The organism is Streptomyces sp. NPDC001536 (assembly GCF_042894505.1).
Lineage (GTDB): Bacteria > Actinomycetota > Actinomycetes > Streptomycetales > Streptomycetaceae > Streptomyces.
The window spans coordinates 162,498-186,890 of the sequence record NZ_JBIAVQ010000019.1; the positions used below are offsets into that span (position 1 = coordinate 162,498).

The 24,393-nt window shown below is 65.7% G+C and carries 40 protein-coding genes and 2 pseudogenes; 41 read left to right on the plus strand and 1 reads right to left on the minus strand.

Annotated features, from left to right (window positions below; genetic code table 11):
* Positions 1-35 precede the first annotated feature (35 nt).
* From ACFY0U_RS39225 to ACFY0U_RS39280, 12 genes are all read left to right on the plus strand, one after another.
* Positions 36-1,196, plus strand: a complete 1,161-nt coding sequence (locus tag ACFY0U_RS39225; RefSeq protein ID WP_388644365.1) for an acyltransferase family protein — start codon at positions 36-38, stop codon at positions 1,194-1,196.
* A gap of 87 nt (positions 1,197-1,283) precedes the next feature.
* Positions 1,284-1,580 carry a hypothetical protein gene (locus tag ACFY0U_RS39230; RefSeq protein WP_388644314.1) on the plus strand — a complete coding sequence of 99 codons (297 nt, stop codon included), beginning with the start codon at positions 1,284-1,286 and terminating at the stop codon, positions 1,578-1,580.
* 150 nt (positions 1,581-1,730) lie between these two features.
* Positions 1,731-2,054: a hypothetical protein gene (locus tag ACFY0U_RS39235; protein ID WP_388644316.1), complete on the plus strand. Its 324-nt coding sequence runs from the start codon at positions 1,731-1,733 to the stop codon at positions 2,052-2,054.
* A 29-nt stretch (positions 2,055-2,083) separates the two neighbouring features.
* On the plus strand, positions 2,084-2,236 hold the full coding sequence (locus tag ACFY0U_RS39240) for a hypothetical protein (protein ID WP_388644318.1): 153 nt from the start codon (positions 2,084-2,086) through the stop codon (positions 2,234-2,236).
* A gap of 493 nt (positions 2,237-2,729) precedes the next feature.
* Complete coding sequence (locus ACFY0U_RS39245) at positions 2,730-3,392, plus strand: hypothetical protein (protein ID WP_388644321.1); 663 nt, start codon at positions 2,730-2,732, stop codon at positions 3,390-3,392.
* Positions 3,380-4,447 (plus strand): hypothetical protein, encoded by a 1,068-nt coding sequence (locus ACFY0U_RS39250; RefSeq protein ID WP_388644322.1) that lies wholly within the window; start codon positions 3,380-3,382, stop codon positions 4,445-4,447. The genes ACFY0U_RS39245 and ACFY0U_RS39250 overlap by 13 nt, the downstream gene beginning before the upstream one ends.
* An 18-nt stretch (positions 4,448-4,465) precedes the next feature.
* Positions 4,466-4,765, plus strand: coding sequence for a hypothetical protein (locus ACFY0U_RS39255; RefSeq protein ID WP_388644325.1), 300 nt, complete (start codon positions 4,466-4,468; stop codon positions 4,763-4,765).
* Positions 4,766-4,820: 55 nt separating this feature from the next.
* Positions 4,821-6,098, plus strand: coding sequence for a putative T7SS-secreted protein (locus tag ACFY0U_RS39260; protein ID WP_388644326.1), 1,278 nt, complete (start codon positions 4,821-4,823; stop codon positions 6,096-6,098).
* 11 nt (positions 6,099-6,109) lie between these two features.
* Positions 6,110-6,661: a hypothetical protein gene (locus ACFY0U_RS39265; RefSeq protein WP_388644328.1), complete on the plus strand. Its 552-nt coding sequence runs from the start codon at positions 6,110-6,112 to the stop codon at positions 6,659-6,661.
* Positions 6,654-7,310: a hypothetical protein gene (locus ACFY0U_RS39270; RefSeq protein ID WP_388644330.1), complete on the plus strand. Its 657-nt coding sequence runs from the start codon at positions 6,654-6,656 to the stop codon at positions 7,308-7,310. The genes ACFY0U_RS39265 and ACFY0U_RS39270 overlap by 8 nt, the downstream gene beginning before the upstream one ends.
* Entirely contained in the window at positions 7,307-7,966 is a 660-nt protein-coding gene (locus ACFY0U_RS39275; protein ID WP_388644333.1) for a hypothetical protein, read from the plus strand. Before ACFY0U_RS39270 ends, ACFY0U_RS39275 begins: the two co-directional genes overlap by 4 nt.
* Positions 7,967-8,020: 54 nt before the next feature.
* On the plus strand, positions 8,021-8,215 hold the full coding sequence (locus ACFY0U_RS39280; RefSeq protein WP_388644367.1) for a hypothetical protein: 195 nt from the start codon (positions 8,021-8,023) through the stop codon (positions 8,213-8,215).
* A gap of 476 nt (positions 8,216-8,691) precedes the next feature.
* Here the strand turns inward: ACFY0U_RS39280 and ACFY0U_RS39285 are convergent.
* Positions 8,692-8,859, minus strand: a pseudogene (locus ACFY0U_RS39285) (hypothetical protein); the annotation flags it as partial.
* Between the two features lie 689 nt (positions 8,860-9,548).
* Between ACFY0U_RS39285 and rpsJ the strand changes: the two are divergent.
* The 29 genes and pseudogenes from rpsJ to ACFY0U_RS39430 form a co-directional block, all read left to right on the plus strand.
* A complete protein-coding gene (rpsJ, locus tag ACFY0U_RS39290) occupies positions 9,549-9,857 on the plus strand; it encodes a 30S ribosomal protein S10 (protein WP_003948644.1) in 309 nt (102 codons plus the stop codon).
* A gap of 17 nt (positions 9,858-9,874) precedes the next feature.
* Entirely contained in the window at positions 9,875-10,519 is a 645-nt protein-coding gene (gene rplC / locus ACFY0U_RS39295; protein WP_020135811.1) for a 50S ribosomal protein L3, read from the plus strand.
* Positions 10,520-10,526: 7 nt separating this feature from the next.
* Positions 10,527-11,183: a 50S ribosomal protein L4 gene (rplD, locus tag ACFY0U_RS39300; RefSeq protein WP_329335805.1), complete on the plus strand. Its 657-nt coding sequence runs from the start codon at positions 10,527-10,529 to the stop codon at positions 11,181-11,183.
* Complete coding sequence (gene rplW, locus ACFY0U_RS39305) at positions 11,183-11,602, plus strand: 50S ribosomal protein L23 (protein ID WP_388644337.1); 420 nt, start codon at positions 11,183-11,185, stop codon at positions 11,600-11,602. The genes rplD and rplW overlap by 1 nt, the downstream gene beginning before the upstream one ends.
* A gap of 38 nt (positions 11,603-11,640) precedes the next feature.
* A complete protein-coding gene (rplB, locus tag ACFY0U_RS39310) occupies positions 11,641-12,477 on the plus strand; it encodes a 50S ribosomal protein L2 (protein ID WP_028805741.1) in 837 nt (278 codons plus the stop codon).
* A 12-nt stretch (positions 12,478-12,489) separates the two neighbouring features.
* Positions 12,490-12,771, plus strand: coding sequence for a 30S ribosomal protein S19 (gene rpsS / locus ACFY0U_RS39315; RefSeq protein ID WP_003992359.1), 282 nt, complete (start codon positions 12,490-12,492; stop codon positions 12,769-12,771).
* 44 nt (positions 12,772-12,815) lie between these two features.
* On the plus strand, positions 12,816-13,163 hold the full coding sequence (gene rplV / locus ACFY0U_RS39320) for a 50S ribosomal protein L22 (protein ID WP_003974262.1): 348 nt from the start codon (positions 12,816-12,818) through the stop codon (positions 13,161-13,163).
* Entirely contained in the window at positions 13,163-13,996 is an 834-nt protein-coding gene (gene rpsC / locus ACFY0U_RS39325; RefSeq protein WP_301983283.1) for a 30S ribosomal protein S3, read from the plus strand. Before rplV ends, rpsC begins: the two co-directional genes overlap by 1 nt.
* Positions 13,997-14,001: 5 nt before the next feature.
* Positions 14,002-14,421, plus strand: a complete 420-nt coding sequence (gene rplP / locus ACFY0U_RS39330) for a 50S ribosomal protein L16 (protein ID WP_004927269.1) — start codon at positions 14,002-14,004, stop codon at positions 14,419-14,421.
* Positions 14,421-14,645 carry a 50S ribosomal protein L29 gene (rpmC, locus tag ACFY0U_RS39335; protein WP_003998824.1) on the plus strand — a complete coding sequence of 75 codons (225 nt, stop codon included), beginning with the start codon at positions 14,421-14,423 and terminating at the stop codon, positions 14,643-14,645. The genes rplP and rpmC overlap by 1 nt, the downstream gene beginning before the upstream one ends.
* A complete protein-coding gene (rpsQ, locus tag ACFY0U_RS39340; RefSeq protein WP_046263523.1) occupies positions 14,645-14,932 on the plus strand; it encodes a 30S ribosomal protein S17 in 288 nt (95 codons plus the stop codon). The genes rpmC and rpsQ overlap by 1 nt, the downstream gene beginning before the upstream one ends.
* A 97-nt stretch (positions 14,933-15,029) precedes the next feature.
* Positions 15,030-15,398: a 50S ribosomal protein L14 gene (rplN, locus tag ACFY0U_RS39345; RefSeq protein ID WP_003992364.1), complete on the plus strand. Its 369-nt coding sequence runs from the start codon at positions 15,030-15,032 to the stop codon at positions 15,396-15,398.
* 2 nt (positions 15,399-15,400) lie between these two features.
* Positions 15,401-15,724: a 50S ribosomal protein L24 gene (gene rplX, locus ACFY0U_RS39350; protein ID WP_107904101.1), complete on the plus strand. Its 324-nt coding sequence runs from the start codon at positions 15,401-15,403 to the stop codon at positions 15,722-15,724.
* Positions 15,724-16,281, plus strand: a complete 558-nt coding sequence (gene rplE, locus ACFY0U_RS39355) for a 50S ribosomal protein L5 (protein WP_030619154.1) — start codon at positions 15,724-15,726, stop codon at positions 16,279-16,281. Before rplX ends, rplE begins: the two co-directional genes overlap by 1 nt.
* 5 nt (positions 16,282-16,286) lie before the next feature.
* A complete protein-coding gene (locus ACFY0U_RS39360; RefSeq protein ID WP_003956452.1) occupies positions 16,287-16,472 on the plus strand; it encodes a type Z 30S ribosomal protein S14 in 186 nt (61 codons plus the stop codon).
* Positions 16,473-16,686: 214 nt separating this feature from the next.
* Complete coding sequence (rpsH, locus tag ACFY0U_RS39365) at positions 16,687-17,085, plus strand: 30S ribosomal protein S8 (RefSeq protein ID WP_013001411.1); 399 nt, start codon at positions 16,687-16,689, stop codon at positions 17,083-17,085.
* A 24-nt stretch (positions 17,086-17,109) separates the two neighbouring features.
* The gene (rplF, locus tag ACFY0U_RS39370; RefSeq protein ID WP_388644342.1) at positions 17,110-17,649 is read left to right on the plus strand and encodes a 50S ribosomal protein L6; all 540 of its coding nucleotides are present in this window, start codon (positions 17,110-17,112) and stop codon (positions 17,647-17,649) included.
* Between the two features lie 3 nt (positions 17,650-17,652).
* Positions 17,653-18,036: a 50S ribosomal protein L18 gene (gene rplR / locus ACFY0U_RS39375; RefSeq protein ID WP_388644343.1), complete on the plus strand. Its 384-nt coding sequence runs from the start codon at positions 17,653-17,655 to the stop codon at positions 18,034-18,036.
* A gap of 36 nt (positions 18,037-18,072) precedes the next feature.
* A complete protein-coding gene (rpsE, locus tag ACFY0U_RS39380; RefSeq protein ID WP_019753099.1) occupies positions 18,073-18,678 on the plus strand; it encodes a 30S ribosomal protein S5 in 606 nt (201 codons plus the stop codon).
* A 2-nt stretch (positions 18,679-18,680) separates the two neighbouring features.
* The gene (rpmD, locus tag ACFY0U_RS39385; protein ID WP_003974250.1) at positions 18,681-18,863 is read left to right on the plus strand and encodes a 50S ribosomal protein L30; all 183 of its coding nucleotides are present in this window, start codon (positions 18,681-18,683) and stop codon (positions 18,861-18,863) included.
* A 2-nt stretch (positions 18,864-18,865) separates the two neighbouring features.
* A complete protein-coding gene (gene rplO, locus ACFY0U_RS39390) occupies positions 18,866-19,321 on the plus strand; it encodes a 50S ribosomal protein L15 (protein ID WP_003974249.1) in 456 nt (151 codons plus the stop codon).
* A 244-nt stretch (positions 19,322-19,565) separates the two neighbouring features.
* Positions 19,566-20,879 carry a preprotein translocase subunit SecY gene (secY, locus tag ACFY0U_RS39395; RefSeq protein WP_388644345.1) on the plus strand — a complete coding sequence of 438 codons (1,314 nt, stop codon included), beginning with the start codon at positions 19,566-19,568 and terminating at the stop codon, positions 20,877-20,879.
* Positions 20,879-21,541, plus strand: coding sequence for an adenylate kinase (locus ACFY0U_RS39400; protein ID WP_388644347.1), 663 nt, complete (start codon positions 20,879-20,881; stop codon positions 21,539-21,541). Before secY ends, ACFY0U_RS39400 begins: the two co-directional genes overlap by 1 nt.
* 98 nt (positions 21,542-21,639) lie before the next feature.
* The gene (gene map / locus ACFY0U_RS39405) at positions 21,640-22,476 is read left to right on the plus strand and encodes a type I methionyl aminopeptidase (RefSeq protein WP_388644350.1); all 837 of its coding nucleotides are present in this window, start codon (positions 21,640-21,642) and stop codon (positions 22,474-22,476) included.
* Positions 22,477-22,705: 229 nt separating this feature from the next.
* Entirely contained in the window at positions 22,706-22,927 is a 222-nt protein-coding gene (gene infA / locus ACFY0U_RS39410; protein ID WP_003948620.1) for a translation initiation factor IF-1, read from the plus strand.
* 59 nt (positions 22,928-22,986) lie between these two features.
* Positions 22,987-23,100, plus strand: a complete 114-nt coding sequence (gene rpmJ, locus ACFY0U_RS39415; protein ID WP_003998809.1) for a 50S ribosomal protein L36 — start codon at positions 22,987-22,989, stop codon at positions 23,098-23,100.
* 192 nt (positions 23,101-23,292) lie between these two features.
* On the plus strand, positions 23,293-23,673 hold the full coding sequence (rpsM, locus tag ACFY0U_RS39420) for a 30S ribosomal protein S13 (protein WP_171143562.1): 381 nt from the start codon (positions 23,293-23,295) through the stop codon (positions 23,671-23,673).
* A 70-nt stretch (positions 23,674-23,743) separates the two neighbouring features.
* The gene (gene rpsK / locus ACFY0U_RS39425; RefSeq protein ID WP_003956432.1) at positions 23,744-24,148 is read left to right on the plus strand and encodes a 30S ribosomal protein S11; all 405 of its coding nucleotides are present in this window, start codon (positions 23,744-23,746) and stop codon (positions 24,146-24,148) included.
* 141 nt (positions 24,149-24,289) lie between these two features.
* Positions 24,290-24,393: pseudogene (locus ACFY0U_RS39430) on the plus strand (DNA-directed RNA polymerase subunit alpha); the annotation flags it as partial.

Consider the following 24,393-nt stretch of genomic DNA (forward strand, 5'->3'; position numbering starts at 1 on the left):
GGATGCGCGGCGCGGACAGCCGACCGACGGTTCCGATGCGTACGGCGGTGCGCGGGGTGCAGCAGCCGCTCCCGCCGCTCGTCGTGACCGAGGCGCCGCGGAGACCCGCCCCCGGGGCCCGGAAACGTCCCGACCGCCGCCTCCACGCCATCGACGGCCTGCGCCTCGTCGCCGCCCTGATGGTGGTCGTGCACCACTACGCCGGTACGTACCGCGTGAACCAGCCGGACAACGCGATCTGGGGCCGGCCGGTGTCGGAGATCATGCCGACGGTGTTCCGGTTCGCCTCCTACGGCTGGATCGGCGTCGAGATCTTCTTCGTGATCAGCGGCTTCGTGATCTGCATGTCGTGCTGGGGGCGCACCCCGAGGCAGTTCTTCGTCTCGCGCGTGATCCGGCTCTACCCGGCGTACTGGTTCGGCATCCTCTTCACCACGGGCGTCCTGGCGGCCCTGCCCGGGGTGTGGCCCCGCCAGCCGTGGCGCGAGGTCCTGCTCAACTTCACGATGCTGCAAGCCGGTTCGGGCGTGGAGAACGTCGACCGCGTGTACTGGACCCTCTGGTCCGAGCTCCGCTTCTACCTGCTCTTCCTGGTCGTGGTCGCCACCGGCCTGACGTACCGCAAGGTCGTCGTCTTCTGCTGTGTCTGGGGCGCCGCGGCGATGCTCACGCCGGTCGCCGACTTCCCGCTGCTGGACCTGCTCGCCAACCCGGAGGGCGCCTGGTACTTCATCGCGGGCCTGGCCCTGTACCTCATGCACCGCTTCGGCCAGGACCTGCTGCTGTGGGGCATCCTCGGGATGGCCTGGCTGATGGGGCAGCTGGAGCTGGGGCAGCGGATCGACGAGGTCGAGCATGTCTCCGGATGGCGGGGGAGCGTGCTGATCTTCACCGTGTTCCTGCTGGCGATGGTCGCGATCGCGCTCGGGGCGACGGACCGGGTGCGGGGGAAGTGGCTGGTGACGGCGGGGGCCCTGACGTATCCGCTCTATCTCACCCACTACGTCGCCGGTACGACGGTGATCAACCGCCTGCGGGACGCCATGGACGCCCGGCTGCTGGTCGCGGTGGTGATCTGCGGGTTCCTGCTGCTGAGTTGGGGCGTCCATCGGTTCGTGGAGCGGCCGGTGGCGGGGGTGCTGAAGCGGGGGTTGGACACGTCGTTCGCGCGGTTGCGGAACGCGGGGCAAGGTTAGGACCGAACGGGTGGTAGCGATCTACCGCTCGTGTGGGGTGCCATTGGCCGACTCTTGTCAGGTCGTAGCGATCGAGAGAGGTGTCCGGTGAAGACTCCCCGTCTGGAGGAGGTGCGCCTGACCCCTTTCAAGAGCTTCACCGAGCAGCGTCTGCCCCCTCAGGACCTCATGGTGCTGATCGGCCGTTACGGCAGCGGCAAGTCCAGCCTGTATCCCACTCAGGCGGCGCGTGTGCTGCGCCTGATGAAGGAGCAGTCCCAGCGACGTCGCATCGACGTGCTGTTCACCAGGCATAGCCCGGCCCTGCTCAACTCCCTCACCGCACAGACCATTCGGGCGTTGTCGTCTGCAGCAGGCACCCGGACTCCGGTGAGAGCCTCCTGACCCGTCTCACCGAGCTGCCCGGATATGTGGACCTGCTCGCGGCCGGCGACCTCGGGGGTGCGGTGGCCAAGGGGCGTCTACCCGATGCCGTACGTCCCCGCGACACCGATGTGACCAGCGTCGAGGATTTCCTGAGGAGTCTGTGAGTCCGTGAGCAGGCAGCGTGAGTCCGGGCTCCAGCTCCCCGTGGTCGATTTTCTCGACACCTCGGTCTTCGGCGAGGTTCTTGGCGTGCCGTACATGAACGACCGTCGCGCGGATGTCCTCGCGGAGATGGACGCCCGGTTGAAAGCCAAGGTGCGCTTCGTGCTGCCGACGGCGACGGTGGTGGAGACCGGAAACCACGTCTTCCAGATCAAGGGCGGTGTGGCCCGCCGCAGCTGTGCCACGGCATTCATGAGCATGCTGCGCAAGACCACCCTGGGCGAGGCGCCAGAGGTCCTGCACGAGCGCACTGGGACGACGCCTTCCTGAGCGCACTGTGCGATGGCGGCACCACCGGCATGGACATGGCCGAGCACGCGGTGCGGCAGCAGCTAGGCACGGGCGACCTGAGCGTCGTCGCCGAGCAGGATCTGTACGCCACCCGCGCGCAGGCCGAGGTCCGCATCTGGACGCTGGAGGCGACGATGGGGACTTGGGCCGAGCTGCCTTGATTCGAGCTCTGTCGCCTGGTGCTCAATGGGACTGCGGGACCTTCGTTTCCTCCACCGAAGGGTCGCCAACCTCCGCCTTCGTACTCATACAAAGAGTCGTCCAACAGTCAGGGGAGTCTCTCCTCAAGTGCGCTGAGGAGAGTCGCTGGCATCCTGTGCCGCCCGCTCAACAGCCGCACATTCAGCATCGCTTGCGGCCTCGTCGCCGTCAGGCGTCGGAACTCGCCGCCCGGTTGCGCTGCGCGGCCGGATCTTGACGTCGGTGTCCCGATCCGGGCTCCTGGGTCCTGTGTTCAGCGCCGGTGCGGCCATGTTCACAGACTTCGTTGCACTATGAAACGGTGACCGCGTGACCGCGCTGCGTATAGCGGCATCTTTTGAGATTTGCCCAGTTGGAAGATCGCGTTTGACGTAAACCCAACTGGCGTCGCCCCAAGTCCCATAGATAGCGTTGGCACACTCGTGAGAATCCTCGCCCCACCGGGAGCCATCCGTGAACCGCCGTCCCACACTGCTCGCAGCCGCCGCGCTGACCGCTGTCGCGGCCCTGTCGCTGTCCGCCTGCGGGGGTGGCGATGACAGCGCCAAGGGCAACGACAAGATCGCGGGGGCGGACACGGGAGCCGACTCGTCGGCCTCGGCTTCACCGAGTGCGAGCGCATCGGGTTCCGCCGAGCGCCCGACTGTCAAGCTGCCGTCAGACGTCAAAGAGGTCTTCACTCCGGAAGAAACCGGTGACCCTGTCAAGGACGCAGTCCTGAAGGACAACGCCGAACTCATCCGCGCGCTCGACGCGGCAATCATCGCCCAGAATCCGCGACTTCCTGCCCTGGAGTTCTACACGGAGGGCGAGGGTGCTGCGTCCGCTGAACAGTGGGTCAAGGGGTTCAAGGACGCGGGCTGGACGGTAACGGGCACCACGCGGTACTTCAACCGCGCCGTGAAGGTGAAGTCCGAAACCAGCGCCGCTATCGGCTACTGCGCCGACGAGAGCAAGGCGTACAGCAAGGTCATCAAGACCGGCGAGCTCAAGGGCACTGAGGTGACCAAGGACAGCTACGTCGCCTACAACGCGCAGGTCATCAAGAACAAGCAGGGGATCTGGGAGCTGGTGAAGATCACGTCGGTCCGCGGTGCTGCGGGGTGCCAGCCGTGACCAACTGGCTCCGTCTCGCCACGGCGGCCACTGCCGCAGCGGCAATCCTGATGTCCGCGGCTCCCAGCGCCTTCGCTTCGAAGACCAACCCTGGAGAGGGCTCGTTCGGCGGCGGATCCGACTCCGAGTCGGGCACCAGTGCCTCGGGCGGTGCCGACGGTGACAAGGTCACCTCGACCGTCTCCGCCGGGATCGTCTACGACCGTTCGAGGAACGGCAGCGGCACCTCGGCCGGCGCTGTCACATCGACCTCGACGTCCTGGACTCCCCCTGCCTGCTACTACGCGCCGAAGTACACGCCCAAGGAACTTGAGGCGCAGATGCGGCAGGTCTGGCAGAGCAGCGCGCCCAGCCACGAGTGGGCCCTGATGACGCAGAACTACTTCGTCAACGGCGACCCGTACAAGGACTTCAACCAGGACAAGGCTGACGACGGCTACTGGTGGGATTCGTACGTCACCGAGGGCCGGGAGGCCGACCCGGCGTCCAATGACTGCGATGAGATGCCGTTCTGGGTCGACAAGGGCGACGCGCCGCCGGCCAACCGTCCGCAGGCCATCACCGCCGAGACCCTCGCCCAGCTCGCCTACGGCGAGATCCGCGTCCCCTCCACCAAGGTCGATCTCGCCCCGGAGAACACCACGAAGGTGAACCTGCCGACCTGGGCCTGGCTGGACACCGCGGAGTTCAAGCCGGTCTCCGTCACCGCTTCCGTCCCGCTGCTCGGCCTCAGCGCGACGACCACCGCCGAGCCGATCTCGCTGAAGATCACCCCGGGCACGGACGACGCGGTCACCTACCCCGCGTCCGGCGAGTGCGAGATCCGAAACGGGAAGATCGGCGAGCCGTATGCCAAAGGCAAGGCCAGCGAAACACCGCCGTGCGGCGTGAAGTACCTGCGGTCCTCCGGCGACGGTTCCTACAAGCTGCAGGCGACCATCACCTGGAAGATCAGCTGGACGAGCACCACCGGCCAGGGCGGGGACCTGCCGAACGGCACGTTCGGCGCCGACCGGGACGTCGTCGTCCAGGAGATCCAGGCCGTCAACCGCTGACCACCACGAGGAGTAAAGGTGTCCAAGGGGTCCGATCTGCAGGTCGACTATGACCTGCTGAACACCAGCGCGACGCAACTCGACGACATCCGCAAGGAGTTCAAGGGCCTGGGTGCGTGGAAAGCGGAGGTCACCGCAGTCGTCGGCGACTCGCGCGTCAGGAAGGCTATGGGCGAGTTCGTGGACAACTGGGACAAGAACCGCAAGCGCCTGATCAAGGAGATCGGGGAGGTCGGGGACATGGTCGAAGCAACCCGGGACGCCTTCCAGGGCCTCGACGGCGAACTGGCCAAGGCCACCCAGGGAAAGAAGGAGTAGCGCCCGGGCGCGTACGAATCGATGACGCCAGCAACTCGCCACGGGGGGACTTTCCATGGTGCGGCCGACTGACTGGTCACCTCTTGCCGAAGCGGATCCCGTTCCGGGTGACCCGGAGGGGATCCGTGACGAAGTCACGCACATGAAGAAGATCGCCAAGAAGCTCCGCGACCAGGCCGCGACCCTGCAGGCGATCGCCGACGCCGACGGCCTCAAGGGCAAGTACGCGGACAAGATCGGAGAGAAGGCCGGCGGCCTGTCCAAGAGGCTTGATCTGGCCGAGGACCGCTACCGGGAAGTGAAGGGACACCTCAACGGCTGGGCGGATGACGTGGAGGAAGCCCAGAAAAAGGCGGACCGCGCGCTGCAGGACGCGAAGGACGCTCAGCGGATCCTGGACAGCCACAAGCCCGACGACAAGGGGCAGGGCTCCGACAAGGGTCGTTCTGGTTCGGAAGCCGACGACCCTGCCGTTAAGCAGGCCAAGGAGGATCTGGAGAACGCCCGCACGAAACTGAACTCAGCGGTGTCCTTCTATGACGAACGGGCAGGGCACTACGCCCGCGAGATCGGGAAGTCGATCGACGACGACATGGAGGACAGCTGGTGGAACGACGTCAAGGCGTGGGTTGGCGACGCCGAGTGGCTCGGCAAGCTGGCCGAGACGTTGAGCTGGATCGCAACGGGTATCTCCGTTCTGGCCATCTTCTTCCCGGCGCTCGGCGTCGTGGCCCTGGCACTGACTGGCGTGGTCGCCTTGATCCATTTGACCCAGGCACTGACCGGAAATGGCTCTTGGTTCGACGTTCTGATGGATGTCGGAGCCTTGAAGATGGCACGTAACGGAATTAAAGCCGCTAAAGCCATCAAAGGGCTACAAAAGGGCGCCCGAGAAGTCGCGGAGGGACTCGCCAAGCAGAAGGCCAAGCAGGAAGCACGGCGCGCGAGCGCAGGCGCGCGACGCGTTGGGGGTAAGGCTGGCCGCCTCCACAGAACTGCGGACTTCCAGAAGGGTAAGAGTGCCGCTCACGCCGTAAAGACAGCTGAGCTGCCGCGACCGACCCTCCGTGAGGCGGCAAGCGTGTTCGGCGACAAGTCGATCATCAAACAGGTGAACGACATCAAGCTCTGGCGCGACCAGTTCCCGGGCAGTGCAGCGTTGAACCAGAGTGCGGAAGCGGCCGGCAAGCACCTCAGCGCCTACCGGGGTTCGTGGATCACCGGGACCAGCCTTGACGCCGGCGACAAGCTGGCGAGCGAGCTCGATTACACGTCCGACGAATACGATCGCATGAAGGCGCGGATCTCCGCGCCCGTCGGTTCGCAGTGGTGAGGGGCAGGCTGGTGGCGGACGAGTCGGACGCGGCATCACCGCGTCAGCCGCGTAACGTGCGTCCAGCACGTGTGCGAACCCGTGGTCAGCGGCCCCCGCGGCTCTCTCCCAAGGCCGTTCGTTCCGCCCGGGCCGCGCAGGAAGCGGCTCAAGGCGCGCCACAGGTCAGCTTCTCCCACGCCAGCGACGGCCAGCAGTTGCGTGGTGATCGATACCGATATCTGCTTCTGGCCGTCTGCATGCTGGCGTTCGTACGGGTCGCTCTGTCGATGGCCACGAGGAGGATCCAGGGCGAGGCGCTTCTCCCACTTCCGACCTGGGAGTGGGATGTGGCCGCTGTCACCCCACTGCTGGTGCTGTTCCGATACCGGAACCCGGCTTTGCGAGAGCAGGTTTTTCAGCTGGAGTCTCACCTACGGTTCTTCAGCGGCTTCTACCTCTTCTACGCCCTGCCCTTTGCCGTGTTCGACGGTCGCTGGCAGCTCTGGCCTGCGGTAATTTTCAGTGTCTCGGTGTTCGCCGGTATCTGGCACACGAACAAACAGAGCGGCAACCATGACTGAGGTGACTTCTCCGCCCACCGGTTATCGTCTGTTGCTTCCTTCGGACTGGGTGCAGATTCCGGTGCGCCAAGGAAGAGCGGAAGAGACCGCGCACAGGATTGCTGCTGAGGCGTTCGCGCGCGTACCCAGTGACGTACCACGCGACAAGCTGACACCTCTCCGGCTCGAGGTGGAGCGCAGGCTCCGTGCAGCCATCGCTGATGCCCAGAGGGCCAAGGCGCTGGAAATCTACCTGCCGATGCGGTTGTCGGGCGATATCAACCTTGGTGCCTCGATCGTCATCTCCAAGGCTCTGTTGCCCTCACGATCTGCTCCCGACGGTTCTTCCGTAGCCACCTCCGATCCCGCCGAGGTCGCTGTGCAACTGCTCGCCCGGAGCAATGGGACGGACTGGGATCTGAGAAGCGGAGAGATCGACGGTGCCCTCGCGGTGCGTCAGGAGGGTGTGACGCCCGCCGACCCGGGTCGCGGAGCCGACTTGGCCGGTCGAAGCGTGCGCTACACGGTGTCCGTGCCGGGCAATCCCAGTCAGTGGTTCTTGGCCGTCTTCTCCACCACCGGTGCCGGAGACCCGAGGGACGATCTGGCTGACGCGCTCGTCGAGTGGTTCGATGCGTTGATGGCGACCTTTCGGTGGAGCTGGGCATGACTGAGAACTGGGTTGATCTGGACCACGAGTTCGATCTTGTCATCGACTACGACCCGAGCCTTTGGCTCGAGCTTCCACCCCGATGGGACGAGGAGTCGTGGCAGGACATCGACGCCTGGGCGAGCGAGTCCGCCGAATTGTTGTGGCAATCGCACGCCCAGGACCCAGGAGAGTTCGGGATTCCGTTCCTCGCGGGCACGCTGCGGCGATGCGCGGACGCCTTCGCACCGGAACGGTTCGACACGCGAGCCTTGCTGCACATCACATCGCCGACGAGCGTGCCACTGCCCGTCTTCGCCGCAGTGCACCCCGCAGAGGGCAATCGCGCGGAGACACTGCGCGCACTGATCCAAGCGGGCGATCCTGACGCGGTCGAGCCCCCGGTCGTCGAGGCATACCGGACTGAGGACCTTGGAGAGGGCTTGCGCGCACTTCGCTACGTGCGCCAGGACGACGCCCCGGAAGTGCTAGCCGGACTGAGGTATGCCTGGCGCAATGATGACATCGAAGCGGATACCGTCCTGTGGACGGCCACCGACGACATCGCCCAGGTCATTCAGGCTGCCAAGGACATCGAGAAGCTGACGCACAAGATCCTCGTCCGTATCTGGGACCTAGAGCCGGAGGACGAGAGCCCAGCAGACACGGAGTCCTGAACCGCACGCGCGGGCGCCCTGGCGGTCGACGCCGGGACGCTTCACCTGCGCGGAGTGGACGGCAGCGCCCTTGATCTGCCTCTGTCAGAGCTCGTCGGCGCGGCGCTGATCCCCAACACCGTCGCCTGGCTCGATCCGACCGTCGATCTGCTTCTCGCCTCAGGAGAGGCCATCGAGGTCCGCTCGCCCGACGCCAGGGTGATCACCGAGGCACTCGCCGGTGCCGGTGTGCATGTGGTGTCGGCGTAGGCCCGGCCTGCGGGTGCCGGCGGCACAGAGGTTGGTGGGCAAGCCCTTGCTCCCTGGCCCTGGAGTGGAGAGCTACGAGGGCGATGCCGTGTCGCTGACGATTCGCAGGTCGGGATGCGGCGGGGCGAACTCGCCGAGTTCGAGTGCTGCCTCGCGCCAGTGTGCGGTGAGGTCGAGCAGGCGCTCGCTGTCGTGGCGGTAGCCGGGCCGTGGGATGTGCGGGACGGTCGGCCACAGCGGACGTCGGGATATTTCTCCAGGTACGTGGCGAAGGCCGCGGTCAGAGATGACCTGGTGCGGTCCTCCGCGAGCACGTCGAGACCCCTGCTGCCGAACGCCTCGAAGAGCGTGCCGGCCGCGGCTGTCGTGGGCTCGGGTTCGCTGATGTCGAACTCGTCCATGGAGTGCCGGTCGGACTCGATCACCAGCCGCTGCCTGCCCTCAGGGTTGTCACTCACACTGGTCCAGCACACCTGGACACCGAGCGCGAAGGCGCGGACCCGGCCCCGTCCGTTCTTGCCGTGCAGAGCCCGCTTTTTCACCGGAGTGCCCTGCGCGCGCTTCTTCCACGACGTGCCGATGGGCCGGAAGTACTCCTCGCAGTGATCGGAGGACAATCCGGTGCCGTCGTCCTCGATGCGCATCCGGTCCACTCCACCGAGATCGTTGCGCTCCAGCGTGACGACGACTACTCGGCGTCGGCGTCGAGAGCGTTCCAGATCAGCTCCTCGACAGCGCCTACGGGATCACTCAGCCGAGCCAGCTCGGCGACATGCTCCCGGCTGGTCTCCAGCCGTACCTTGACCACGACTCGCGACCTCCCGACCTCGTACACCCTTGATCAGAACGGCAAAATAGCCTGCCGTGAGACGCGTGAGGTGCCAAACCATGGGGAATCGCCCGACCGGGCTGCCACCCGCGTTTGACCTGCGTCACTCCCGGGGTATTCTCTCCGGCTCGATTGGCCAGCCGCCCGCCCCATATGGCAGACTGTCCGAGTTGCTCGGTCGAGTGTTGATGCTGCGCGCCTCCCGCCGGGAGGACCGGAAGCGAGTCCCACAGTACTCGTCGCCCTAACTGCCACATGGCAGCGCTGGGGCGGACGTACGGGAATCTTTCGGGAAGCAAGGTACGGCACAGACCAGGCACCCGGTGGGCCTTCCGCCCCCGGCTTGCGGTTCCGGAAGGGCCGTGCTCCCAGACAAGGGGTGCTCGAACAAGGGGCATCTGTGTCAGTACGAGCGCGACACACCCGACCGCGTGGGTCGGAGAGCGGAAGACAGGAACACCGGGTTCCAGAGCGTTAAACGAGACAAAGGACTACTGAGTAGCCATGGCGGGACAGAAGATCCGCATCCGGCTCAAGGCCTACGACCACGAGGTCATCGACAGCTCGGCGAAGAAGATCGTCGAGACGGTGACGCGTACTGGTGCGTCGGTCGCGGGCCCGGTGCCGCTGCCCACTGAGAAGAACGTGTACTGCGTCATCAAGTCGCCGCACAAGTACAAGGACTCGCGCGAGCACTTCGAGATGCGCACGCACAAGCGCCTGATCGACATTCTCGACCCCACGCCCAAGACCGTTGACTCTCTGATGCGACTCGACCTTCCGGCCGGTGTCGACATCGAGATCAAGCTCTAGGGATCGGTGATCTGAGAATGGCTAAGCAGATCAAGGGCATCCTGGGCGAGAAGCTCGGCATGACGCAGGTGTGGGACGAGAACAACCGTGTTGTTCCGGTCACCGTCGTCAAGGCCGGCCCCAACGTCGTCACCCAGGTCCGTACGAACGACGTCGACGGCTACGAGTCCGTCCAGATCGCGTTCGGCGAGATCGACCCGCGCAAGGTGAACAAGCCCCTCAAGGGCCACTTCGCCAAGGCCGACGTCACTCCCCGCCGCCACCTCGTCGAGATCCGTACCGCTGACGCCAGCGAGTACACCCTCGGCCAGGAGATCACCGCTGAGGTGTTCGAGGCCGGCATCAAGGTCGACGTGACCGGCAAGAGCAAGGGCAAGGGCTTCGCCGGTGTCATGAAGCGTCACAACTTCAAGGGCCTCGGCGCCGGACACGGCACCCAGCGCAAGCACCGCTCTCCCGGTTCCATCGGTGGCTGCGCCACCCCGGGCCGCGTGTTCAAGGGCCTCCGCATGGCGGGTCGCATGGGCAACGAGCGGGTCACCACCCAGAACCTGACCGTCCACGCCGTTGACGCGGAGAAGGGTCTGCTGCTCATCAAGGGCGCTGTCCCCGGTCCGAACGGCGGCCTCGTCCTGGTCCGCACCGCGGCCAAGGGGGCCTGAGGTACCGATGAGCACTGTTGACATCCTTTCGCCTGCCGGCGAGAAGACCGGAAGCGTCGAACTCCCCGCGGAGATCTTCGGCGTGGAGAAGGTCAGCATCCCGCTGATCCACCAGGTCGTCGTCGCGCAGAACGCGGCTGCCCGTCAGGGCACGCACAAGACCAAGACCCGTGGCGAAGTCCGTGGTGGTGGCAAGAAGCCTTACCGCCAGAAGGGCACCGGCCGCGCCCGTCAGGGCTCGACCCGCGCGCCGCAGTTCGCCGGTGGTGGCGTCGTGCACGGTCCCGTGCCGCGTGACTACTCGCAGCGGACCCCGAAGAAGATGAAGGCTGCCGCGCTGCGTCACGCCCTCACCGACCGGGCCCGCAACAACCGCATCCACGTCGTCACCGGCGTGATCGAGGGCGACTCCCCGTCCACGAAGGCCGCTCGCACGCTGTTCGGCAAGATCTCGGAGCGCAAGAACCTGCTCCTGGTCGTCGACCGCGCCGACGAGGCCGCGTGGCTGTCCGCCCGCAACCTGCCCCAGGTCCACATCCTGGAGCCGGGCCAGCTGAACACGTACGACGTGATCGTCTCGGACGACGTGGTCTTCACCCAGGCCGCTCTCGAGTCCTTCGTCGCCGGCCCGAAGGCCAACGACACCGAAGGGACTGAGGTCTGATGGCCGTCCGTCACCCGAGCATTGCCTCGAAGGCGGCCAAGGCCGCCAAGGCCGCGCGCGTCGCCAAGGCGCGTCGTCACGAGGCCGAGGGCAAGAACACCGTCGTCACCGCGCCCAGCAAGGCGTACACGGACCCCCGTGACGTGCTGCTGAAGCCGGTCGTGTCGGAGAAGAGCTACGCGCTCCTCGACGAGAACAAGTACACGTTCATCGTCGACCCCAACGCCAACAAGACCCAGATCAAGCAGGCCGTCCAGGCGGTCTTCTCGGTCAAGGTCACCGGGGTCAACACGATCAACCGCCAGGGCAAGCGCAAGCGGACCCGCACCGGTTTCGGCCAGCGTGCCGGCACCAAGCGCGCGATCGTGACCCTTGCTGAGGGCGACCGTATCGACATCTTCGGCGGTCCGACCGCGTAAGCGGGTCGGATCGTCCGATATCGGACGAGGACTGAGAAATGGGAATCCGCAAGTACAAGCCGACTACGCCGGGCCGTCGTGGCTCCAGCGTCGCCGACTTCGTCGAGGTCACGCGGTCCACGCCGGAGAAGTCGCTGGTCCGCCCCCTGCACAGCAAGGGCGGCCGTAACAACGCCGGTCGTGTGACCGTTCGCCACCAGGGTGGCGGACACAAGCGCGCCTACCGTGTGATCGACTTCCGTCGTCACGACAAGGACGGCGTGCCGGCGAAGGTCGCGCACATCGAGTACGACCCCAACCGCACCGCGCGCATCGCGCTGCTGCACTACGCGGACGGCGAGAAGCGCTACATCCTCGCCCCCCGCAACCTGTCGCAGGGCGACCGCGTCGAGAACGGTCCCGGGGCCGACATCAAGCCGGGCAACAACCTGGCGCTCCGCAACATCCCGGTCGGTACCACGATCCACGCGATCGAGCTCCGTCCCGGTGGCGGCGCCAAGTTCGCCCGCTCCGCCGGTGCCTCCGTGCAGCTGCTCGCGAAGGAGGGCCAGATGGCCCACCTCCGCATGCCTTCCGGTGAGATCCGCCTGGTCGACGTGCGCTGCCGCGCCACCGTCGGCGAGGTCGGCAACGCCGAGCAGAGCAACATCAACTGGGGCAAGGCCGGCCGTAAGCGCTGGCTGGGCGTTCGCCCGACCGTCCGCGGTGTGGCGATGAACCCGGTCGACCACCCGCACGGTGGTGGTGAGGGCAAGACCTCCGGTGGTCGCCACCCGGTCTCCCCGTGGGGTCAGAAGGAGGGTCGTACTCGTTCGCCGAAGAAGGCTTCGAACAAGTACATCGTCCGCCGCCGCAAGACGAACAAGAAGCGCTAGGAGCGGGTTTAGATGCCGCGCAGTCTCAAGAAGGGGCCCTTCGTCGACGACCACCTGATCAAGAAGGTGGACGCCCAGAACGAAGCAGGCACCAAGAACGTCATCAAGACCTGGTCCCGTCGCTCCATGATCGTGCCGGCCATGCTCGGCCACACGCTCGCGGTGCACAACGGCAAGACCCACATCCCGGTGTTCGTCACCGAGTCGATGGTCGGTCACAAGCTCGGCGAGTTCTCGCCGACTCGTACCTTCCGGGGTCACGTCAAGGACGACCGGAAGTCGAAGCGCCGCTAGTAGCGGATCGCATTCAGACACGTAAGTAACTGAGAGGGACAACCATGGAAGCCAGGGCCCAGGCGCGGTACATCCGCGTTACGCCCATGAAGGCCCGCCGCGTGGTGGACCTTATCCGTGGCATGGATGCCACGGAGGCTCAGGCTGTTCTGCGATTCGCTCCGCAGGCAGCCTCCGTGCCGGTCGGCAAGGTGCTCGACAGCGCCATTGCCAACGCCGCGCACAACTACGACCACACCGACGCCGACAGCCTCTTCATCTCCGAGGCGTACGTCGACGAGGGCCCGACCCTGAAGCGGTTCCGTCCGCGCGCCCAGGGCCGTGCCTACCGGATCCGCAAGCGGACCAGCCACATCACCGTGGTCGTCAGCAGCAAGGAAGGAACCCGGTAATGGGCCAGAAGGTTAACCCGCATGGGTTCCGGCTCGGTGTCACCACGGACTTCAAGTCCCGGTGGTACGCCGACAAGCTGTACAAGGACTACGTCAAGGAAGACGTCGCCATCCGTCGGATGATGACGTCCGGTATGGAGCGCGCCGGCATCTCGAAGGTGGAGATCGAGCGCACCCGTGACCGCGTCCGCGTGGACATCCACACCGCGCGTCCGGGCATCGTCATCGGCCGCCGTGGCGCCGAGGCCGACCGCATCCGCGGTGACCTCGAGAAGCTCACGGGCAAGCAGGTCCAGCTGAACATCCTCGAGGTCAAGAACCCCGAGACGGACGCTCAGCTGGTTGCTCAGGCCGTCGCCGAGCAGCTCTCCTCCCGCGTCTCCTTCCGTCGCGCCATGCGTAAGAGCATGCAGTCGGCGATGAAGGCCGGCGCCAAGGGCATCAAGATCCAGTGCGGCGGCCGCCTCGGCGGCGCCGAGATGTCCCGCTCGGAGTTCTACCGCGAGGGCCGCGTGCCCCTGCACACGCTCCGCGCGAACGTGGACTACGGCTTCTTCGAGGCCAAGACGACCTTCGGCCGCATCGGTGTGAAGGTCTGGATCTACAAGGGCGATGTCAAGAACATCGCCGAGGTCCGCGCCGAGAACGCCGCGGCCCGTGCGGGTAACCGCCCGGCCCGTGGTGGCGGCTCCGACCGCCCGGCCCGTGGTGGCCGTGGTGGCGAGCGCGGCGGGCGCGGTCGTAAGCCGCAGCAGGCTGCCGGCGCCGAGGCCCCCAAGGCCGAGGCTCCCGCTGCCGCCGCTCCGGCTGAGAGCACCGGAACGGAGGCCTGACCGACATGCTGATCCCCCGTAGGGTCAAGCACCGCAAGCAGCACCACCCGAAGCGCCGTGGTCAGGCCAAGGGCGGTACGACGGTCGCGTTCGGCGAGTACGGCATTCAGGCCCTCACGCCGGCGTACGTGACCAACCGCCAGATCGAGGCGGCCCGTATCGCGATGACCCGCCACATCAAGCGTGGCGGCAAGGTCTGGATCAACATCTACCCGGACCGCCCGCTCACGAAGAAGCCTGCCGAGACCCGCATGGGTTCCGGTAAGGGTTCTCCGGAGTGGTGGATCGCGAACGTGCACCCGGGCCGGGTCATGTTCGAGCTGTCCTACCCCAACGAGAAGATCGCCCGTGAGGCCCTGACTCGCGCAGCCCACAAGCTGCCGATGAAGTGCCGGATCGTCAAGCGCGAGGCAGGTGAAGCGTGATGTCGGCCGGTACCAAGGCGTCCGAGCTGCGCGAACTGGGTGACGAGGAGCTTCTGGCGAAGCTCCGCGAAGCCAAGGAAGAGCTGTTCAACCTCCGCTTCCAGGCGGCGACGGGTCAGCTCGAGAACCACGGTCGGCTCAAGGCCGTCCGTAAGGACATCGCGCGGATCTACACCCTGATGCGTGAGCGCGAGCTGGGCATCGAGACGGTGGAGAGCGCCTGATGAGTGAGAGCAACGTGACTGAGCAGACTGCAGAGGCCCGCGGCTTCCGCAAGACCCGTGAGGGTCTCGTCGTCAGCGACAAGATGGACAAGACCGTCGTCGTCGCCGTCGAGGACCGCGTCAAGCACGCGCTGTACGGCAAGGTCATCCGCCGTACGAACAAGCTCAAGGCGCACGACGAGCAGAACGCCGCCGGCGTCGGCGACCGTGTCCTCCTCGCGGAGACCCGGCCGCTGTCCGCCACGAAGCGGTGGCGCATCGTCGAGATCCTCGAGAAGGCCAAGTAATTTCCTGCGGGGTAAATCCGCAGGTCAGTTCCGCCAGGCTCCGGGAGCCGCTCGCTGAGCGGCTCCCGGGGAACCGGCAGACAAACAGGAGATAGACGTGATCCAGCAGGAGTCGCGACTGCGTGTCGCCGACAACACTGGTGCGAAGGAAATCCTTTGCATCCGTGTGCTCGGTGGCTCCGGTCGCCGCTACGCGGGCATCGGTGACGTCATCGTCGCCACCGTCAAGGACGCGATCCCCGGCGGCAACGTGAAGAAGGGTGACGTCATCAAGGCGGTCATCGTTCGCACCGTCAAGGAGCGCCGCCGTCCCGACGGCTCGTACATCCGCTTCGACGAGAACGCCGCTGTCATTCTCAAGAACGACGGCGACCCTCGTGGCACCCGTATCTTCGGCCCGGTCGGCCGTGAGCTGCGCGAGAAGAAGTTCATGAAGATCATCTCGCTCGCGCCGGAGGTGCTGTAAGCATGAAGATCAAGAAGGGCGACCTGGTTCAGGTCATCACCGGTAAGGACAAGGGCAAGCAGGGCAAGGTCATCGCGGCCTACCCCCGCGAGGACCGCGTCCTGGTCGAGGGTGTCAACCGGGTCAAGAAGCACACCAAGGCCGGCCCGACCGCCAAGGGTTCGCAGGCCGGTGGCATCGTCACGACCGAGGCGCCCGTCCACGTCTCCAACGTCCAGCTGGTCGTTGAGAAGGACGGCAACAAGGTCGTCACGCGTGTCGGTTACCGCTTCGACGACGAGGGCAACAAGATCCGCGTTGCCAAGCGGACGGGTGAGGACATCTGATGGCTACCACCACCACTCCGCGTCTCAAGACGAAGTACCGCGAGGAGATCGCGGGCAAGCTGCGTGAGGAGTTCTCCTACGAGAACGTCATGCAGATCCCCGGCCTCGTCAAGATCGTGGTCAACATGGGTGTGGGCGACGCCGCCCGCGACTCCAAGCTGATCGACGGCGCGATTCGCGACCTCACCACGATCACCGGTCAGAAGCCGGCCGTCACCAAGGCCCGCAAGTCCATCGCGCAGTTCAAGCTGCGTGAGGGTCAGCCGATCGGTGCCCACGTCACGCTCCGTGGCGACCGCATGTGGGAGTTCCTGGACCGCACCCTGTCGCTCGCGCTTCCGCGCATCCGCGACTTCCGTGGTCTGTCCCCCAAGCAGTTCGACGGCCGTGGCAACTACACCTTCGGTCTCACGGAGCAGGTCATGTTCCACGAGATCGACCAGGACAAGATCGACCGTACCCGGGGTATGGACATCACCGTGGTGACCACGGCGACCAACGACGCTGAGGGCCGTGCCCTCCTTCGTCACCTCGGCTTCCCCTTCAAGGAGGCGTGAGCGAGATGGCGAAGAAGGCTCTGATTGCCAAGGCTGCTCGCAAGCCCAAGTTCGGTGTGCGTGCGTACACCCGCTGCCAGCGCTGCGGCCGTCCGCACTCCGTGTACCGCAAGTTCGGCCTGTGCCGCGTGTGCCTTCGTGAGATGGCTCACCGTGGCGAGCTGCCGGGCGTGACCAAGAGCTCCTGGTAGTCCCCGCTTTTAGGGACTCCAAGGGCTCTCGGTAAGCACTGGGCGTGTCAGGCGCCCTCCTCTCCATGGCTTAGGCTAGGAGGGTTGGGCGCCTGATGGTCGCCCGTACGACTTACTACGCCGTAGGTCCACCGCACCGCACCCGCCTCGTCTCGGATCGAGGAGAGGGATGGCGCACCAGGAAACCCCGGCGAGAGAGGCCGAAGGCCAATTCATGACCATGACTGATCCGATCGCAGACATGCTTACGCGTCTGCGGAACGCGAACTCGGCGTACCACGACTCCGTGACGATGCCGGCGTCCAAGATCAAGTCTCACATCGCGGAGATCCTCCAGCAGGAGGGCTTCATCACGGGCTGGAAGGTCGAGGACGCCGAGGTCGGCAAGAACCTCGTCCTCGAGCTGAAGTTCGGCCCGAACCGTGAGCGCTCCATCGCGGGCATCAAGCGGATCTCCAAGCCCGGTCTCCGGGTTTACGCGAAGTCCACCTCCCTGCCCAAGGTGCTGGGCGGCCTCGGCGTGGCGATCATCTCCACGTCGCACGGGCTCCTCACCGACAAGCAGGCCGGCAAGAAGGGCGTAGGCGGAGAAGTCCTCGCCTACGTCTGGTAGCGGAAGGGAACGGAGGAAACAGCTATGTCGCGCATTGGCAAGCTCCCCATCACGGTTCCCGCCGGCGTGGACGTCACCATCGACGGCCAGACGGTCTCGGTCAAGGGCCCCAAGGGCTCGCTGACCCACACCGTCGCCGCGCCGATCGAGATCGCCAAGGGTGAGGACGGCGTGCTCAGCGTCACCCGCCCCAACGACGAGCGTCAGAGCAAGGCCCTGCACGGCCTGTCCCGCACGCTGGTGGCGAACATGATCACCGGCGTGACCCAGGGTTACGTGAAGAAGCTCGAGATCAGCGGTGTCGGTTACCGCGTCACGGCCAAGGGATCGAACCTCGAGTTCGCTCTGGGCTACAGCCACCCGATCACCGTCGAAGCCCCCGAGGGCATCACCTTCAAGGTTGAGAACCCGACCCGTTTCTCGGTCGAGGGCATCGACAAGCAGAAGGTCGGCGAGGTTGCGGCCAACATCCGCAAGCTGCGCAAGCCCGACCCGTACAAGGCCAAGGGCGTCAAGTACGAGGGCGAAGTCATCCGCCGCAAGGTCGGAAAGGCGGGTAAGTAAGCCATGGCATACGGACAGAAGATCCTCAAGGGCGACGCCTACAAGCGCGCCGCGATCAAGCGCCGTCACATTCGTATCCGTAAGCACATCTCGGGTACGGCTGAGCGTCCGCGTCTCGTAGTCACGCGCTCGAACCGCCACATCGTGGCCCAGGTCATCGACGACATCAAGGGTCACACCCTGGCGTCGGCGTCGACCCTGGACACCTCGATCCGCGGCAACGAGGGCGACAAGTCCGCGCAGGCCAAGTCGGTCGGCGCCCTGGTCGCCGAGCGCGCCAAGGCCGCCGGCGTCGAGGCCGTCGTATTCGACCGTGGTGGCAACCAGTACGCCGGGCGCATCGCCGCCCTGGCGGACGCCGCCCGCGAAGCCGGGCTCAAGTTCTGAGCCGCTCGTAGCTAGCGGAAAGAGAGAGGTAATCCAATGGCTGGACCCCAGCGCCGCGGAAGCGGTGCCGGTGGCGGCGAGCGGCGGGACCGTAAGGGTCGTGACGGTGGCGCTGCTGCCGCCGAGAAGACCGCTTACGTTGAGCGTGTCGTCGCGATCAACCGTGTCGCCAAGGTTGTGAAGGGTGGTCGTCGCTTCAGCTTCACCGCGCTGGTCGTGGTGGGCGACGGTGACGGCACCGTGGGTGTCGGTTACGGCAAGGCCAAGGAGGTGCCGGCCGCCATCGCCAAGGGTGTTGAGGAGGCCAAGAAGCACTTCTTCAAGGTCCCCCGTATCCAGGGCACCATCCCGCACCCCATCCAGGGTGAGAAGGCTGCCGGCGTCGTTCTGCTCAAGCCCGCGTCCCCCGGTACCGGTGTTATCGCCGGTGGCCCGGTGCGTGCCGTGCTCGAGTGCGCCGGTATCCACGACGTGCTGTCGAAGTCGCTCGGCTCCGACAACGCCATCAACATCGTGCACGCGACCGTGGAGGCCCTCAAGGGTCTGCAGCGTCCCGAGGAGATCGCGGCCCGCCGTGGTCTGCCCCTCGAGGACGTCGCTCCCGCGGCTCTTCTCCGTGCGCGTGCCGGGGCGGGTGCGTAATCATGGCGCAGCTCAAGATTACGCAGGTCAAGTCCTACATCGGCAGCAAGCAGAACCACCGTGACACCCTGCGCTCCCTTGGTCTCAAGGGCATCAACACGCAGGTCGTCAAGGAGGATCGTCCCGAGTTCCGCGGCATGGTGCACACCGTCCGCCACCTCGTGACGGTCGAGGAGGTCGACTGATCATGGCGGAGAACAACCCGCTCAAGATCCACAACCTCCGTCCCGCCCCGGGCGCCAAGACCGCCAAGACCCGTGTGGGTCGTGGTGAGGCGTCGAAGGGTAAGACGGCCGGTCGTGGTACCAAGGGCACGAAGGCCCGTTACCAGGTTCCGGAGCGCTTCGAGGGTGGGCAGATGCCCCTCCACATGCGTCTTCCGAAGCTGAAGGGCTTCAAGAACCCGTTCAAGACCGAGTTCCAGGTCGTGAACCTCGACAAGCTGGCCGCGCTCTACCCCGAGGGTGGCGAGGTCACGGTCGAGGGTCTGGTGGCCAAGGGTGCCGTTCGCAAGAACAGCCTCGTCAAGGTCCTCGGCCAGGGTGAGATCTCCGTGGCGCTGCAGGTGACGGTCGACGCCGTCTCCGGCTCCGCCAAGGAGAAGATCACCGCGGCCGGCGGCACCGTCACCGAGCTCGTCTGAACACCTCAGGCGTCTCGATGACTTGAGCGATCCCGACCGGGGATACCCCACAAATGGGGTATCCCCGGTTGGTCGTTCCTAGGGTGGCAGTCTCGCCGGTAAGGTGGCCTGCACTGCCAACTTTCACAGGGTGCTGCACCTGGGGCACCTTGAGCGGCAGTTGGCCGTTACGTATTCGTCTGTATCCGTCGAACCTCAAGACCGTCACCCTTGACGCAGTAGCGCGGGGGTCGCAGGAGGCACCGTGCTCACCGCGTTCGCCCGGGCGTTCAAGACGCCCGACCTGCGCAAGAAGCTGCTCTTCACGCTGGGCATCATCGTGGTGTACCGAGTCGGTACGCACGTCCCGATCCCCGGCGTCGACTACAAGTCCGTTCAGCAGTGCGTCGACGAGGCGTCCGCGAACCAGGGCCTCTTCGGTCTGGTCAACATGTTCAGCGGCGGAGCGCTGCTGCAGATCACCATCTTCGCGCTCGGGATCATGCCGTACATCACGGCGAGCATCATCCTGCAGCTGCTGACCGTGGTCATCCCGCGCCTGGAAGCCCTCAAGAAGGAGGGCCAGGCCGGTACCGCGAAGATCACGCAGTACACCCGCTACCTGACCGTGGCGCTCGCCATCCTCCAGGGCACCGGCCTTGTCGCCACCGCCCGCAGCGGCGCCCTGTTCTCCGGCTGCACCGCGGCGTCGTCCATCGTCCCGGACCGCTCGATCTTCACCACGATCGTCATGGTCATCACCATGACCGCCGGTACGGCCGTCGTGATGTGGCTCGGTGAGCTCATCACCGACCGCGGCATCGGCAACGGCATGTCGATCCTGATGTTCATCTCGATCGCCGCCACCTTCCCGTCGGCTCTGTGGGCCATCAAGAAGCAGGGCACCCTGGCGGACGGCTGGATCGAGTTCGGCACCGTCGTCGCGGTCGGCCTGGTCATGGTCGGACTGGTGGTCTTCGTCGAGCAGGCTCAGCGCCGTATCCCGGTTCAGTACGCGAAGCGGATGATCGGCCGCCGCGCCTACGGCGGTACGTCCACGTACATCCCGCTGAAGGTGAACCAGGCGGGTGTGATTCCCGTCATCTTCGCGTCGTCGCTGCTGTACATCCCGGCTCTCATCGCGCAGTTCTCGAGCAGCAACTCCGGCTGGAAAACCTGGGTCGAGCAGAATCTCACCAAGGGCGACCACCCGATTTACATCACCATGTACTTCTTGCTGATCGTTTTCTTCGCCTTCTTCTACGTCGCGATCTCCTTCAACCCCGAGGAAGTCGCCGACAACATGAAGAAGTATGGTGGCTTCATCCCGGGCATCCGGGCTGGCCGACCGACCGCTGAGTACCTCTCCTACGTACTCAACCGGATCACCTGGCCGGGTTCGCTGTACTTGGGTCTGATCGCTCTCGTCCCGACGATGGCGTTGGTTGGTTTCGGGGCAAACCAGAACTTCCCGTTCGGCGGGACCAGCATCCTGATCATCGTGGGTGTGGGTCTTGAGACGGTGAAGCAGATCGAGAGCCAGCTCCAGCAGCGCAATTACGAAGGGTTCCTCCGCTGATGCGAATCGTCCTCGTCGGGCCGCCTGGCGCCGGAAAGGGAACGCAGGCCACGCGCCTCGCCGAGAAACTGCGTGTCCCGCACATCTCCACGGGCGACCTGTTCCGCGCCAACATCAGCCAGCAGACGGACCTTGGCAAACTCGCGAAGTCCTACATGGACGCCGGCAACCTCGTCCCCGACGAGGTCACCATCGCGATGGCGAAGGACCGTATGGAACAGCCGGACGCCGTCAACGGCTTCCTGCTGGACGGCTTCCCGCGGAACGTCTCACAGGCCGAGGCGCTGGACGAGCTGCTGAACACCGAGGGCATCAAGCTGGACGCGGTACTGGACCTGGAGGCCCCCGAGGAGGAGGTCGTCAAGCGGATCGCCGGTCGGCGCATCTGCCGTAACGACTCCTCGCACGTCTTCCACGTGACGTACAAGAAGCCGGCCAAGGAAGACGTCTGCGACGTCTGCGGCGGCGAGCTGTACCAGCGGGACGACGACTCCGAGGCCACCGTCCGCACGCGGCTCGAGGTCTACCACACGCAGACCGAGCCGATCATCGACTACTACAAGTCGCAGGGCCTGGTCGTCACGATCGAGGCCATGGGTCCGGTGGACGAGGTCACCACTCGTGCGCTGGCCGGACTGAAGCGTGAGGGCGACGACCAGTAGTCGTCGTCCTGGTACGGCCGTGGAGTCCCCAGGGACTGCACGGCCGTACTGTTGTGTAGGTAACCGACCCAGCGAGTGACGGAGAGCGCAGGCCCCCCATGGTGCAGATCAAGACCCCCGAGCAGATCGCCAAGATGCGTGAGGCGGGGCTGGTCGTCGCCGCCATCCACGCGGCCACGCGGGAAGCGGCCGTGCCGGGGGCGTCCACGAAGGACCTGGACGAGGTCGCGCGCAAGGTGCTCGCCGAGCACGGGGCGAAGTCGAACTTCCTGGGGTACGGCGGATTCCCGGCGACGATCTGCACCTCGGTGAACGAGGTCGTGGTCCACGGCATCCCGTCCGAGGACGTGGTCCTCAAGGACGGCGACATCATCTCCATCGACTGCGGCGCGATCGTCGACGGCTGGCACGGTGACGCGGCCTACACGGCCTTCGTGGGGTCCGGTCACGCTCCGGAGCTCCTTGAGCTGTCCCGGGTGACGGAAGAGTCCATGTGGGCCGGGATCGCCGCGATGAAGCAGGGCAACCGGCTGGTGGACGTCTCCAAGGCCATCGAGACGTACATCCGCCGGCAGCCGAAGGCCGGCGGCGGGCGCTACGGGATCATCGAGGACTACGGCGGCCATGGCATCGGCACCGAGATGCACATGGATCCGCATCTGCTGAACTACGTCGACCGGCGTCGGGGGAAGGGGCCGAAGCTGGTTCCCGGCTTCTGCCTCGCGATCGAGCCGATGGTGTCGCTGGGTACGCCGCGGACGGAGGTCCTGTCGGACGACTGGACCGTCATCACGACGGACGGTACGTGGTCTTCGCACTGGGAGCACTCTGTGGCGTTGACCGTGGACGGGCCGCTGGTGCTCACGGCTCCCGACGGGGGCAAGGCGAAGCTGGCCGAGTACGGGGTTGTCGCCGCCCCCGACCCGCTGGCTTGAGTCGTATGCGGTCTGCGGGCGCGTCGTGGCTGGTCGCGCAGTTCCCCGCGCCCTTGAAGGGGCGCGTCCCTGACCCCTGCGTGCTTAAAGATCTCCCTCCCCGGGCATTCTTCCTCGATTCGTCTTTCCGGGTGTGCTGACGTAGACTGACTCGTCGGCTCTCGTGCACCCGCATGTCTGCATGCGCTCGTACAGAGTCGATCAAGGTAGTCGATTCGAAGGGCGAAGCGTGGCCAAGAAGCAAGGTGCCATCGAGATCGAGGGCACTGTCGTCGAGTCTCTTCCGAACGCCATGTTCAAGGTCGAGCTCCAGAACGGCCACCAGGTCCTGGCACACATCAGCGGCAAGATGCGTATGCACTACATCCGCATCCTCCCTGACGACCGGGTCGTGGTGGAGCTCTCTCCGTACGACCTGACGCGTGGCCGGATCGTCTACCGCTACAAGTAGATCTTGCCCGCATCCCGTCTCCGGACGGGGTGGTGGCACTGACCCGGAGAACCTCACCAATGAAGGTCAAGCCGAGCGTCAAGAAGATCTGCGACAAGTGCAGGGTGATCCGCCGTCACGGTCGGGTCATGGTCATCTGCGAGAACCCGCGCCACAAGCAGCGCCAGGGCTGACGCACGACCTATCCCTCTGCATCGACATCGCAGAGATTCGCGCGACGCGAGCTGAATTTGTTCATACGCAGGACCCAGGCACCACGGTGCCTGATACCCCCGGTTCGGAGGCCGGGGACCCAGTTCGTACCTGGTACGGCGGCTGGGAACCGGTTCTGTGGAAGACCTCCGAAGATCACCAGGAGCCATTGAATGGCACGCGTTTCCGGTGTTGACATCCCGCGCGAAAAGCGCGTGGAGGTCGCCCTGACCTACGTGTTCGGTATCGGCCGCACTCTCTCCCAGCTGACGCTGGCCGAGACCGGCGTCGACCCGAACACCCGCGTTCGCGACCTCTCCGAGGAGCAGCTCGTCGCGATTCGTGAGTACGTCGACAACAACATCAAGACCGAGGGTGACCTCCGTCGCGAGATCCAGGCCGACATCCGCCGCAAGGTCGAGATCGGTTGCTACCAGGGTCTCCGTCACCGTCGTGGTCTGCCCGTCCGCGGTCAGCGCACCAGCACGAACGCTCGTACCCGCAAGGGCCCGCGTCGCGCCATCGCCGGCAAGAAGAAGCCGGGCAAGAAGTAGTCCACAGCGGACAACGCTTCATCAGCGGTCTTCGCTGTAGGACCGACCACCTCCCCGTAGGAGTTACTAGATGCCCCCCAAGGGTCGTCAGGGCGCTGCCAAGAAGGTGCGCCGCAAGGAAAAGAAGAACGTCGCTCACGGCCACGCGCACATCAAGAGCACGTTCAACAACACGATCGTCTCGATCACGGACCCCTCGGGCAACGTGATCTCCTGGGCCTCCGCCGGCCACGTCGGCTTCAAGGGCTCGCGCAAGTCCACCCCCTTCGCCGCGCAGATGGCCGCCGAGTCGGCCGCCCGCCGCGCGCAGGAGCACGGCATGCGCAAGGTTGACGTCTTCGTGAAGGGCCCGGGCTCCGGTCGCGAGACCGCGATCCGCTCCCTCCAGGCCACCGGTCTCGAGGTCGGCTCCATCCAGGACGTCACCCCCACCCCGCACAACGGCTGCCGTCCGCCGAAGCGCCGCCGCGTCTGACGCACGGTTGTCTTGAGGATTCGGGCGGTACGGCACTTCGGTGTCGTATCGCCCGTACCCTTGTAGCTGTATCAACATCGGGCTACCGCCCGGTGGCAAGGACGTCAAATAGCGGGCGTCCCTGACTGAAGGATTCATCACATGCTGATCGCTCAGCGTCCGTCTCTGACCGAAGAGGTCGTTGACGAGTTCCGCTCCCGGTTCGTGATCGAGCCGCTGGAGCCGGGCTTCGGCTACACCCTCGG

Coding starts and splice junctions, on each gene's coding strand:
- ACFY0U_RS39270 (WP_388644330.1), top strand. CDS start 6,654: ATGACTGAGGTGACTTCTCCGCCCACCGGTTATCGTCTGTTGCTTCCT.
- rplE (WP_030619154.1), top strand. CDS start 15,724: ATGGCTACCACCACCACTCCGCGTCTCAAGACGAAGTACCGCGAGGAG.
- rplR (WP_388644343.1), top strand. CDS start 17,653: ATGGCATACGGACAGAAGATCCTCAAGGGCGACGCCTACAAGCGCGCC.
- rplC (WP_020135811.1), top strand. CDS start 9,875: ATGGCTAAGCAGATCAAGGGCATCCTGGGCGAGAAGCTCGGCATGACG.
- ACFY0U_RS39400 (WP_388644347.1), top strand. CDS start 20,879: ATGCGAATCGTCCTCGTCGGGCCGCCTGGCGCCGGAAAGGGAACGCAG.
- rpmD (WP_003974250.1), top strand. CDS start 18,681: ATGGCGCAGCTCAAGATTACGCAGGTCAAGTCCTACATCGGCAGCAAG.
- ACFY0U_RS39225 (WP_388644365.1), top strand. CDS start 36: ATGCGTACGGCGGTGCGCGGGGTGCAGCAGCCGCTCCCGCCGCTCGTC.
- rpsE (WP_019753099.1), top strand. CDS start 18,073: ATGGCTGGACCCCAGCGCCGCGGAAGCGGTGCCGGTGGCGGCGAGCGG.
- rplB (WP_028805741.1), top strand. CDS start 11,641: ATGGGAATCCGCAAGTACAAGCCGACTACGCCGGGCCGTCGTGGCTCC.
- rplO (WP_003974249.1), top strand. CDS start 18,866: ATGGCGGAGAACAACCCGCTCAAGATCCACAACCTCCGTCCCGCCCCG.
- rpsS (WP_003992359.1), top strand. CDS start 12,490: ATGCCGCGCAGTCTCAAGAAGGGGCCCTTCGTCGACGACCACCTGATC.
- rpsM (WP_171143562.1), top strand. CDS start 23,293: ATGGCACGCGTTTCCGGTGTTGACATCCCGCGCGAAAAGCGCGTGGAG.
- rplF (WP_388644342.1), top strand. CDS start 17,110: ATGTCGCGCATTGGCAAGCTCCCCATCACGGTTCCCGCCGGCGTGGAC.
- ACFY0U_RS39275 (WP_388644333.1), top strand. CDS start 7,307: ATGACTGAGAACTGGGTTGATCTGGACCACGAGTTCGATCTTGTCATC.
- ACFY0U_RS39360 (WP_003956452.1), top strand. CDS start 16,287: ATGGCGAAGAAGGCTCTGATTGCCAAGGCTGCTCGCAAGCCCAAGTTC.
- rplD (WP_329335805.1), top strand. CDS start 10,527: ATGAGCACTGTTGACATCCTTTCGCCTGCCGGCGAGAAGACCGGAAGC.
- rplW (WP_388644337.1), top strand. CDS start 11,183: ATGGCCGTCCGTCACCCGAGCATTGCCTCGAAGGCGGCCAAGGCCGCC.
- rplV (WP_003974262.1), top strand. CDS start 12,816: ATGGAAGCCAGGGCCCAGGCGCGGTACATCCGCGTTACGCCCATGAAG.
- rpmC (WP_003998824.1), top strand. CDS start 14,421: ATGTCGGCCGGTACCAAGGCGTCCGAGCTGCGCGAACTGGGTGACGAG.
- rpsJ (WP_003948644.1), top strand. CDS start 9,549: ATGGCGGGACAGAAGATCCGCATCCGGCTCAAGGCCTACGACCACGAG.
- ACFY0U_RS39240 (WP_388644318.1), top strand. CDS start 2,084: ATGGACATGGCCGAGCACGCGGTGCGGCAGCAGCTAGGCACGGGCGAC.
- rpsK (WP_003956432.1), top strand. CDS start 23,744: ATGCCCCCCAAGGGTCGTCAGGGCGCTGCCAAGAAGGTGCGCCGCAAG.
- rpmJ (WP_003998809.1), top strand. CDS start 22,987: ATGAAGGTCAAGCCGAGCGTCAAGAAGATCTGCGACAAGTGCAGGGTG.
- rpsQ (WP_046263523.1), top strand. CDS start 14,645: ATGAGTGAGAGCAACGTGACTGAGCAGACTGCAGAGGCCCGCGGCTTC.
- rpsC (WP_301983283.1), top strand. CDS start 13,163: ATGGGCCAGAAGGTTAACCCGCATGGGTTCCGGCTCGGTGTCACCACG.
- map (WP_388644350.1), top strand. CDS start 21,640: ATGGTGCAGATCAAGACCCCCGAGCAGATCGCCAAGATGCGTGAGGCG.
- ACFY0U_RS39260 (WP_388644326.1), top strand. CDS start 4,821: ATGGTGCGGCCGACTGACTGGTCACCTCTTGCCGAAGCGGATCCCGTT.
- rplP (WP_004927269.1), top strand. CDS start 14,002: ATGCTGATCCCCCGTAGGGTCAAGCACCGCAAGCAGCACCACCCGAAG.
- rpsH (WP_013001411.1), top strand. CDS start 16,687: ATGACCATGACTGATCCGATCGCAGACATGCTTACGCGTCTGCGGAAC.
- rplX (WP_107904101.1), top strand. CDS start 15,401: ATGAAGATCAAGAAGGGCGACCTGGTTCAGGTCATCACCGGTAAGGAC.